This window comes from Pseudoalteromonas sp. TB64, from assembly GCF_000498095.1.
GTDB lineage: Bacteria > Pseudomonadota > Gammaproteobacteria > Enterobacterales > Alteromonadaceae > Pseudoalteromonas.
The window spans coordinates 1-9,579 of record NZ_AUTQ01000174.1; the positions used below are offsets into that span (position 1 = coordinate 1).

Annotated in this window: 10 protein-coding genes; 3 read left to right on the top strand and 7 right to left on the bottom strand. The window is 36.4% G+C overall.

Annotated elements, in window-relative coordinates:
- Nucleotides 1-90: 90 nt before the first annotated feature.
- Complete coding sequence (locus tag L647_RS0114580; RefSeq protein ID WP_024611512.1) at nt 91-852, top strand: IS5 family transposase; 762 nt, start codon at nt 91-93, stop codon at nt 850-852.
- Nucleotides 853-905: 53 nt separating this feature from the next.
- On the opposite strand, the gene L647_RS0114585 is transcribed toward L647_RS0114580, so the two are convergent.
- From L647_RS0114585 to L647_RS0114610, 5 genes are all read right to left on the bottom strand, one after another.
- Nucleotides 906-2,228 (bottom strand): DUF3526 domain-containing protein, encoded by a 1,323-nt coding sequence (locus L647_RS0114585; protein WP_024611726.1) that lies wholly within the window; start codon nt 2,226-2,228, stop codon nt 906-908.
- Nucleotides 2,225-3,673 carry a DUF3526 domain-containing protein gene (locus L647_RS0114590; RefSeq protein ID WP_024611727.1) on the bottom strand — a complete coding sequence of 483 codons (1,449 nt, stop codon included), beginning with the start codon at nt 3,671-3,673 and terminating at the stop codon, nt 2,225-2,227. Before L647_RS0114590 ends, L647_RS0114585 begins: the two co-directional genes overlap by 4 nt.
- Nucleotides 3,670-4,413: an ATP-binding cassette domain-containing protein gene (locus L647_RS0114595; RefSeq protein WP_024611728.1), complete on the bottom strand. Its 744-nt coding sequence runs from the start codon at nt 4,411-4,413 to the stop codon at nt 3,670-3,672. Before L647_RS0114595 ends, L647_RS0114590 begins: the two co-directional genes overlap by 4 nt.
- Before the next feature lie 406 nt (nt 4,414-4,819).
- Entirely contained in the window at nt 4,820-5,314 is a 495-nt protein-coding gene (locus tag L647_RS01000000124305; protein ID WP_024611729.1) for a DUF5071 domain-containing protein, read from the bottom strand.
- 941 nt (nt 5,315-6,255) lie between these two features.
- Nucleotides 6,256-6,609, bottom strand: coding sequence for a hypothetical protein (locus L647_RS0114610; RefSeq protein ID WP_024611731.1), 354 nt, complete (start codon nt 6,607-6,609; stop codon nt 6,256-6,258).
- 681 nt (nt 6,610-7,290) lie between these two features.
- On the opposite strand from L647_RS0114610, the gene L647_RS0114620 reads away from it, so the two are divergent.
- Together L647_RS0114620 and L647_RS0114625 are read left to right on the top strand one after the other, a co-directional pair.
- A complete protein-coding gene (locus L647_RS0114620) occupies nt 7,291-7,992 on the top strand; it encodes a metal-dependent hydrolase (RefSeq protein ID WP_024611733.1) in 702 nt (233 codons plus the stop codon).
- A 410-nt stretch (nt 7,993-8,402) separates the two neighbouring features.
- Nucleotides 8,403-9,005, top strand: coding sequence for a hypothetical protein (locus L647_RS0114625; RefSeq protein ID WP_024611734.1), 603 nt, complete (start codon nt 8,403-8,405; stop codon nt 9,003-9,005).
- A gap of 211 nt (nt 9,006-9,216) precedes the next feature.
- Here the strand turns inward: L647_RS0114625 and L647_RS1000000126140 are convergent, their stop codons facing one another.
- Together L647_RS1000000126140 and L647_RS0114635 are read right to left on the bottom strand one after the other, a co-directional pair.
- Nucleotides 9,217-9,372 carry a hypothetical protein gene (locus L647_RS1000000126140; RefSeq protein ID WP_173399985.1) on the bottom strand — a complete coding sequence of 52 codons (156 nt, stop codon included), beginning with the start codon at nt 9,370-9,372 and terminating at the stop codon, nt 9,217-9,219.
- Nucleotides 9,372-9,579: hypothetical protein (locus tag L647_RS0114635; RefSeq protein ID WP_024609831.1), on the bottom strand; the 208-nt coding region annotated here is incomplete at its 5' end. The genes L647_RS0114635 and L647_RS1000000126140, both read right to left, overlap by 1 nt.

The following is a 9,579-nucleotide window of genomic DNA, read 5'->3' on the forward strand; positions in this document are numbered from 1 at the left end:
TAGGGCGTGTTGATCTTTGCGGTATAAAAAACAAACAGCATGAGGATAAGGTATAATTGAATTCGCTAAAAAACGTTACACCGAACCCTCATGCCAAGATTAATGTTAACAGACGCGACATGGAATGTCTTATCAAAAGTAATGCACTTAAGTGGTCGAATTTATAATAAGCCTGAGCATAGAAAAACGCTCGAAGGCATACTCTATAAGATGCGTACCGGTATTCCTTGGCGAGATTTACCGTCTTATTTCGGCTCGTGGAGTGCTATCTATAGACGATTTAATTTATGGTCCAAAAAAGATATTTTGAATGAATTATTTCGTGTGTTATCCCACTATGCTGATATGGATTGGATCTTTATTGATGGCAGTATTGTCAGGGCTCACCAGCATAGTTGCGGTGCAAGAACCGCTGGCAATGAATCAATCGGTAAGAGTCGAGGTGGCAATTCGACTAAAATTCATCTTGCAGTAGATAGCGGAGGATTGCCTGTTTATTATGAATTATCCTGTGGAAATACGCATGATATCGTCCATGCAGAGTCACTTGTAGACAATTGCCCAACGAGTAATGTGGTTGTCGCAGATAAAGGCTACGATAGTGAAAAACTAAGAGAGTTTATTCGTGATAATAGCGCTACACCCGTTATTCCACGCAAGGATAACAGTTTAGTGGGTAATGAAGATATTGACTGGTGCATGTACAAATATAGGCACTTAGTTGAGAATGCCTTTGGTCGGATCAAACAATATAGAGGGATAGCTACAAGGTATGAAAAGCTTGAACGGAATTATCATTCCATGCTCGCTTTAGCATTTACTATGATGTGGCTACCAATGTGGGCTGATTAATATATATACTACAAAGATCAACAGCCCCTAGTATTCATTATAAACCTTGCTAGTTAGTTAACTGATAAATTTTCTTTTAACTGAACGCCTATAACCTCAGGCTTATCCTTTTCATTAAGTATTGTTTTACTAAAGCTTGGCATGTTGTTAAGCGCGGCTTTAGTCATATCACTTTTAATAAATAACCAAGGGTAGTAAAACTCTCTCAGGCATTTATGAAATCCTCGTATTTGGTACTCGTATCTCGATGCCGCTATTGCATCTGTTTTTGCTTTTCGCGTTAAGCTGCGTTGTAGCAATAATGGAGGTGAAAACCACGATACAACGCCTGCTAATTGATACTTTTTGCGCGCAGAATCACGGTACGCATGCGATAGAACAGCCGCTTTTTCATCCCCTATTTGTTGAAAAGCGTAATACCATTTCCATTCAAACTCACTTTGCATATCAACGTTATCTTTCCATTCGGGGTGATTAGCTACAAAAGCGTCCATTGTGGTCTGTTTTGGTAGGTCCCATGCATCGTTAACTGCTTCGCGCTGGGTAAGTACAATTTCGCCACCTTTAGGTGAGTGCACAGTTTTGTTAATGGCTAAATCACCTAAAATAGGAATAATAAAAGCAACTAACACCCATATACCTATTAAAGAGGAGGCTACACGCGGTGCGCTGTTTGCTTGCTTACCCATTAAAATACTCAGTGCAGTCCAAAAAACTAAATAGGCAACGCACATAATGGCTATCAAAAAAACATCATAAATTGAGCTACCTGCAACGTAAGCACCAGCAAAAAATGGCAGCATTAAACACGCGAGTAATAAAGTAAATCTCACTGCTATACGTGCGCCCCATAAAGCAAAATAAGAGCGCGCCGTGGTGACTAATAAATCGTAACGACCACTGGTACGTTCGCTGGCAAACAAATCATGGAACAGCAAAATGACTATTAGTGGTGCTAATGCACTTAACACAAACGCAAAATCAATTTTACCGGCTTGAGCAAGCTCTGCGTTTTGTGCATCGCTTTCGTAAATCTGTCCCTCAAGTGCGAGTAAGTTTATGCGGTGTTTCCATGGGTAAATATCGCGATCCCCCAAGGCTGCAAACGCTAAGTTTGAAGGCGATGAATACGTTAAATGAAAAGTATAATAAGCCAGCATACCTGCATCAGTTTGTTGGCTTTGCACATTTAAGCGCTCGGTTAAATCAGCCGATTTTAAACGCTCAATAGTTTGGCGTTGCTGGCTTACTTCACTAAGCCCACTTAAAACCGCAAACGCAGACACCGTAAATGTACAAAGTAAAAGCACCACTAAATATTTTTGACGAAGTAAAAAGCCAAACTCTCGTTTTAGGTGTAAAAGCAAATAGCTCATAACAAACGTTTCCCTACAAATTTTATACCGCCTACTAACACAGCAATCCACAGTAATAACTGTAAAAATGCAGATGTACTTCGCTCGGCTCGTACCAATGCACTATCGCTATTAAAGGTAAAGTTTTGCAGTATTTGCCAATTATCAGCGCTCACACGTGCTTTTTTTGTTGCGGTTGCATTGGCGTTACGATTTATGTCGTCTTGGTAGGTCAGCTTTTCACTATGAATTTTGTTAAGCCCTTGCACAAAATCAAAGCGTAATTGTTCGGTTTCGCGTAAAAAACGATGATGTGTTTCAATGCTCGTACCAACAACAATCATAGATAATGATTTAATTGCCACCATAGGTGTAACCCAACCAAAATTACGCGAAAGCTGAGTTTGTTTAAGCTCCGCTTGCATGCGTTGCTCAGCAAACTTATTTAAAACAGCCGTTTGTTTAGCCTCAGACTCTCCAGCAACCACTCCTCTAAAGTTAACGGGTAACTCGTCTAACGTTTCAACGTTGTATTTTTTAAGTAGTGATTGTTTAAACTGCTTAAAAGCAGGATCGTTGGCATTGTGTCTATCGCCTAGCTTTCTTAGCTCTGCTTTTACTGCAAAATCGGTTTCTATTTTACCTGGTGATGGCACAACAGTAGCTGCAGTTGTACTCGCTACTCGTGGCATAACAATACACAGTAAAATCCATACAAAGATAAGAGCGGTAAAGCTGCCACTATTTTTACTAAACACACTAGAGGCTAATAAAATCAGTAATACCCACACAAATAAATACAGGGCATAACCCAAAATAAAACTGGCTACAGCAAGTAAACTTTCGCCATTTAAAACAGTGAATAAAGATGAAACCGTAAGCGGAATTAAAATTAACCCTACAACACAAAGAAGTGCCAAGCCTTTACCTGCAATAAGCGTTAAACCCGATGTCCCCTGCGAGAGTAAATAAGGCAACGTTTGCAATTCACGTTCGCGACTAATAGCGCTGTAACCAATTAAAATAAGTAACAACGGAGCAAGCGTTTGCACAATAAACGCAGGCGTTAAACTTCCTAATTTAGTCAAAGCTGTGCCCTGGCGGTTATCTGCAAACATTGCGCTATTTTGCCTGTGTCCTTCTAAAAAGATTGAGTTACCAGTAAATGCATCAATACCTGGGTCGAGCGTACTTAAAGGCGCTGGCGTTCTAAATGCATAGTGCCCGTAGTGCACCATTCTGTGTGGATGTCGGTCGGGTTGATCAACAAAACTTTTATCGCTCGTTGTTTGTAGTTCGTGCCTAGTGTGGCTTAATTCAATCATGGTAATGGCTGTTACAATTACCGAGGTAAGTGTAAGTACCAAACCAATAACAAGTACAGTGACTGCCAATTTAGAACGCAACCAATAACGCCATTCATCCTTGGCAATAAGCACTAATTTTGAGACGTTGTTTATACTCATTCATTGCCTCGGCTCTTGTAATCACCAAAGGCAGCGTGAACTTGTTCGGTATTAATACGGCCATTTTCAGGGGCATTGAATTCCCCCACCAGCTCGCCGTTTTTTAATAAACCAATGCGATTAGCAACTTGGCAAGCGCCATAAACATCATGCGTTACCATTAAAATAGTTGCGCCAGTAAGGGCAAGTTCGCGTACAAGCTGATTAAATTCATCAATAGCAACAGGATCAAGACCAGAGGTTGGCTCATCTAATAAAAAAATAGGGGCTTCTCGCAATATGGCAAGCGAAATTGCTGTTTTTTGCCTCATGCCTTTTGAATAGGTTTGCATGTAGCGATCCCACGCATCAGGTTGTAATGCAACACGATTAAAAGCAGTATTAATGTCATCGCGTGACTTTTTAATACCCGCTAACGATAAAAAATATTCAACGTTTTCGCGTGCGGTTAAATGCGGGTATAACGTAGCAGACTCTGGCAAATATGCAGTTTTCCCGCGAACAAAATCAAGTGCTTTAGTCACCTCTTTACCCGCTACTTTTACAGAACCTTTTGTTGGCTTATTAAATCCCAACAAGGTCTTTAAAGTAGTTGATTTACCCGCACCATTTCCACCAAGCAGTGCATACACCTCACCGGCAGCGACGCTAAAGTTTAAGTTTTTTAAAATAGCATTGTTTTTAATACTAAAACTTAACGCACTTACTTCAATAATTGGTTGGACTTTGTCTGTTTGTATATTACCTACTGGTTTTGTTTCAGGGCTTAGTGAATCAACAGATGTTGATTTATTATCTACAGTTGATGTTGCCACACTCAAACTCTACTATCATTATTTACAGTTTGGCAATGTTATACTATAGCAATATGTAATTGCAAAAATATAACATATTAAAAATTTACAAATGAGAAGTTTAAGATATTTTGGTTAAAAATTTGTAAGTCTGAGTAGTTTAAAACTTGCTGAGCAATAAATTGAGTTTACTACTTTTAAGTAAGCAGCTTTTAAAAGGTCTAGTCGCTTTGTATTAATTTTAAATAATAGCTATCAATAGCGGCTAAAAAATTAGCGGGATTTTTTGTATTAAGATCTGAAATTAAATGGATATCATAGAATCAAGAAAACAATATCCATTTTCACTTATTTATAACTCATGTTCACCTAAAGGAGAGCTATAAATAGCTCTACTGCCAGCTTCAAGCGTCTCTTTTATCCATACGTTATATACAAATAAATTTCTTTTCGTTATTTTTGCTATCTCAGCATCTGGAATTAAATTATGGTCTGTTAAAATTCGAATAGACTCAAAATCACATTCTTCAGAACCCGTTTGAGTTGCCCATAGCGTCAAACTCTTAATACATTTATTCAGAGTTTTTATATCATAAGAGGCTATTATTTGAATTATAAGGGTGTATCTCCAGTCGTAATCTGGTTTATTCGCCTCTTCGAGAATCCTATGTACTTCTTTTTCTCCAAGCTTTATAAAATACTCATAAATTGACCCAGCAATTGGCCAATTTGGATCACAAGTCCAAGATAACAACTCATCCATGTACTTAATATTTTGTGGATACCCGATAGCTATAATTTCATCTACTGCAGCTTGATCGCACTTATCTGATATTTTAATAGTCATTAAAATTCCTTTATACCTTTTATTGGTTTAGCACCTATTTTTTAAATAAAAAATCATCCTGAATTTCATCATTAGTATCAACGCAAGATGCGACAAATAAAAGCTTATCTTTCCAATTCATAGTAATTACGACTCTCTTTTCAGCTAAATTTTTATATAGATACAAAAGCTATTTAATTAAGTGATTTTTAGTAAGTACAACCTTCAGTAGGTATAGGCATTAGCGTAATTACAGCTACCACACGAATAGTTTAAAATAACAGAGTATCAAAAAAGCTGTCGTTAACCCTACCCAGCCAATAAACTTGGTAACGTACTCAGGTGAATGGTTATTAAAATGTGGGAATATGATTGCCCAAAATGACAGTAAAGGTAATAAACCAAAAAGCTTCGCTGTATATTGGGTTGGGTAAGGTGAAAAAGGCGTAACTAATTTATAAATGACTATATAAATACTATAAACCACAAAAGCAATACCAGCCTCTTTCAGGGAAGTATTAGTACTATCAATAAAAAAATACAAACCACAAAGGAATATAAATACGGGTAGTTCAATCAATCTAGATCATCCTTGCTCTATCAAAAATCAAAAATAACGTGTGCATAGCTTTTTATTTATATTCAACGCAGAGCTAAGTTGCTTAAATCGTTTAACACAATTTAAATAAACGAGTAATCACTATAATAAAACTCTAAAAAATGTGCCACAAAATTTACTGTTGAACTTAAAAGTTCAAACCCTATTGATCGCGCATACTTACTACAACATTAAAACAAGCAACCTCATATAAATAACTCCGTCAAACTTAAAAGTACTTATAATTACTCGTAAATAAACCAAAGAAACGTACATATCTACTTGACTGAAATTAACTAATGGGTGAGCCAATTATTTATTAATCAACGTTTTTAAGTATAATTAAAAAATAGTGTAAGAAATATTAACGAGCATAAGTCCGAGTAAAATTATGTTCACTTTCTTTTTCAAATGTATATTTTACGAATTGTCCGTTTTTTGTTTTTCCTCCTAGTATCATTCCTTCAGAAAGTGAAAAATTGGGAGCAAACTTTACAATAACTAAATTACTATTATCTTCTACTGAAATTTGATAGTTATTAATAGAGCTATTTTTTAATACAAAATCATTGTAGGCAACTACAACATATGGAATAGCCCAACCAGAAAATTTAATAATCTCATTACCCATATTCTTATCTTCCATATCATTACCAGTTACTAAAGTAGAATAACTATTTAAAAGTATGACCAAACTTAAAACTACACCCCTCTTCATATCTATTCCTCTACTTTATATTCCTCTACTGTATATAATGTTTTAGTTTTAGCATCGTAACTTTTGTAATAATTCCTAGGGGTGGCAACATGTCCTTTATTTTCGGGGGGATTACGGTAATCCCTCCCGCAATAAATTTACAGCTTTACTGGTTCAATAAATCTACTAGGCTTTTTCATATCTTCAATCCGGCGAAATACATTAATGTACTTTTCAATATATAAGCCTGCCTCGTCCATATAAAGAAGCGTTGAATAACCCCAGCAAACCATGTGCAAGTGAATCACAGTCAGCAAGTCCACCTTCAAAAACATCTTAAATGTGTTAATAAGGCGACCTTTCTCTACACAATCAAATAACTCATTTGCCATCATAGATAAAAGAATATCTATTTTCGCAGCTTACTCAATATTAATTTCGGGATACCAGTTAGCGTAACACTCTTACGCGCCAAGCAACGAATAATAGCCAATGAATCACCGATCGTTACTGTGCCACTTGTCGTAATCAAAAAATTACCACTTAGTGGCAACCCAAAGCGCGAAAAAGAATAACAATTGTAAAAAATAATGATTAATCAAAGCAATAAGAAGTTTATTTCAACTTCAATCTTTAAAGTACATTGAACAATGAACTTATCAATTGTTAAAATACACATCTATTTTTCTATCAAGAGATACAATGGCAAACTTCAATACTCATCTTAATACTGCCGTAATCGTCACAGGCTTAGCCTCAGCCACCTTATTATCTGCAGGACATATTGAATTAAAAAGCGCGCTCTGGTTATGGTTTTTAGGCTCAATTGGCGGCTTATTACCCGATATAGATTCAGATAACTCTACATCACTCGATACTATTTTTAACTTATTTGCACTCAGCGCTGTATTATTAGTACTGCATTACATAACCACCGAGCTGATTATTGAAATTAGTTTTATCGAGTTAATCGTAGTGCCCTTATTGGTTTACGGATTTATGAAATATGTTATTAGACCAATTTTTGAATGGATCACAGTACATAGAGGTAGTTGCCACTCTTTACTATTTATACTGTTATGCGCGTTATTAACGACTCAAGTAGCATGGAAACTGAACGACCAATCAACCACACAAACAGCCATCTTTGCTTGGTTAACGGGTGGGTTTGTTTTACTAGGAGGATTAATTCATTTATTGCTGGATGAAATTTACAGTGTGGATTTGAGTAATGTCAGAATTAAACGCTCTTTTGGGACCGCTCTAAAAATAGCTGACTTCGATAATAAGTTAATTACCTTGTGTTCGATTATTGCTATTGCAGGTTTAATCTATATTGCCCCCCCTACAAAGCAAACTATTACAGCGTTAAGTGATTGGTCTCATTTTATATTTCTATCTTAAAAAGTAGGTATTAAGCCTTTTTAGCGCATAGTGACTTCAGATAGTTACAATTACCCGATTCAATAAGTGGCTTTTAAATTTTGTGTAAAAAGCCACTTATTCGTAGTTAATGCCCTTTCAGTAATTGAAAGTTGCTTTACTCGGCGAGTATGAGACGTTGCGCCCAGAGGGCATAAATGGCATGAATCAAAACAGTTTTACAATTTAATTTTGATTTAAAAAACCAAAGCTTTAGCCTATTTGTTATTAATTATTATTTTTATAGGTTTAAGTGAAATAATTAAATAACTTTACCTGTCTTATATTAGCTAGTAGGAACGCTAATTAGTTAAAAAGCCCCATCTGTTTGATTTATTCAAATCTGTTACCGCTTTTTAAAGCATTAAATATAAAATTATAAGAGGCCCATAATGGAATTTACGAATAAACGCATCACCCTAATTACAGCATCTTTATTGTTGTTATTGGCAATATCACAGGGTATTTATTCAGCCCTTTACAGTGCCGAAATTAGCTTTTCAAGGCAAGTTTCTTGGGGACTAGAAGCACTCATATTTACCTTGCTTGTGGCCTTTGCTGGTACGGCAATGGTACAAGCAAAACATTCTCAACTAGGATGGTCGGCTATCGCCTTTGCTGCGGTACTAAATATAGTACAGGTGAGTATTGGTCTTACGTTGTTTTCAACATTTGGTAAAGTTGCGGGCACAGTAGAAGGCGCACAACCTTTAATTAGTGGCGTGGTTTCTTTGTCATTCATGATTTACTACACAGCTAAATTATTATTGGGATTAGCAGCACTTGTTTTTGGCCTGTCTTTCATCACTAAAGGTGGCAAAGCAATTGGCGGACTTACAGCCTTAGCTGGCGGAGCTGCAATGTTAGCCAATGGCATTTTAATCACCTTTGGCCGTGATGGATTTCTTCCATCAGCTGTTGCTGGCGCCTCAGGCATGATTGCAACGTTACTTTTAGCGATATGCTTAATAAGCCTTTACCGCAAACAAGACTAAGGCTTAATAGCTCACAAGTCATTGGCTCTTTTTGAATAAAGTATAAACATCGGCGCATATTACATATAAGAATTCGCCGATGTTTTACATTTAAAGCATTCCCCTAGCCTATCTCAAAAGCTTTTAACTAATTTATGTTTTGATGTATGGAATCAAAATTTGACACCATTTACCCAATAGCCTCTTGCTAGTTTTGTGTATTCTCAATAGGTCAATCTTTATGAGCTAAATATAACAATGCTATAAAATTAACTACAGGAATTAAAAAAAGAAAACCCATCCAGCCTTTAAAACCAGCTCTAGTAAATACGCGCCAACCTGCAAACGCTATCAATGCCCAAATTGCGGTAGCTATAATAAAACCCATTATACATTCTCCTTAAATCTAGGCCATTCTGAGAAAGCTAAATAAAACAAAAACGCCAGGTTTAGTGCTGGAATCCAAAATACAAATATTGGCGTGTCTTTAAATCCAGCCTTAAAATAAATTTTACTTATTGCATGTCCACTTGCAAACCAAATTGCTAATACAATTATTATTTCTATTACTACCACACAGTTCTCCTTTAGTATT

What these genes read in the sequence shown, in the direction of transcription:
- L647_RS0114580 (WP_024611512.1), top strand. Translation starts at nt 91, where the DNA reads ATGCCAAGATTAATGTTAACAGACGCGACATGGAATGTCTTATCAAAA.
- L647_RS0114590 (WP_024611727.1), bottom strand. Translation starts at nt 3,673, where the DNA reads ATGAGTATAAACAACGTCTCAAAATTAGTGCTTATTGCCAAGGATGAA.
- L647_RS01000000124305 (WP_024611729.1), bottom strand. Translation starts at nt 5,314, where the DNA reads ATGACTATTAAAATATCAGATAAGTGCGATCAAGCTGCAGTAGATGAA.
- L647_RS0114620 (WP_024611733.1), top strand. Translation starts at nt 7,291, where the DNA reads ATGGCAAACTTCAATACTCATCTTAATACTGCCGTAATCGTCACAGGC.
- L647_RS0114585 (WP_024611726.1), bottom strand. Translation starts at nt 2,228, where the DNA reads ATGAGCTATTTGCTTTTACACCTAAAACGAGAGTTTGGCTTTTTACTT.
- L647_RS1000000126140 (WP_173399985.1), bottom strand. Translation starts at nt 9,372, where the DNA reads ATGGGTTTTATTATAGCTACCGCAATTTGGGCATTGATAGCGTTTGCA.
- L647_RS0114610 (WP_024611731.1), bottom strand. Translation starts at nt 6,609, where the DNA reads ATGAAGAGGGGTGTAGTTTTAAGTTTGGTCATACTTTTAAATAGTTAT.
- L647_RS0114625 (WP_024611734.1), top strand. Translation starts at nt 8,403, where the DNA reads ATGGAATTTACGAATAAACGCATCACCCTAATTACAGCATCTTTATTG.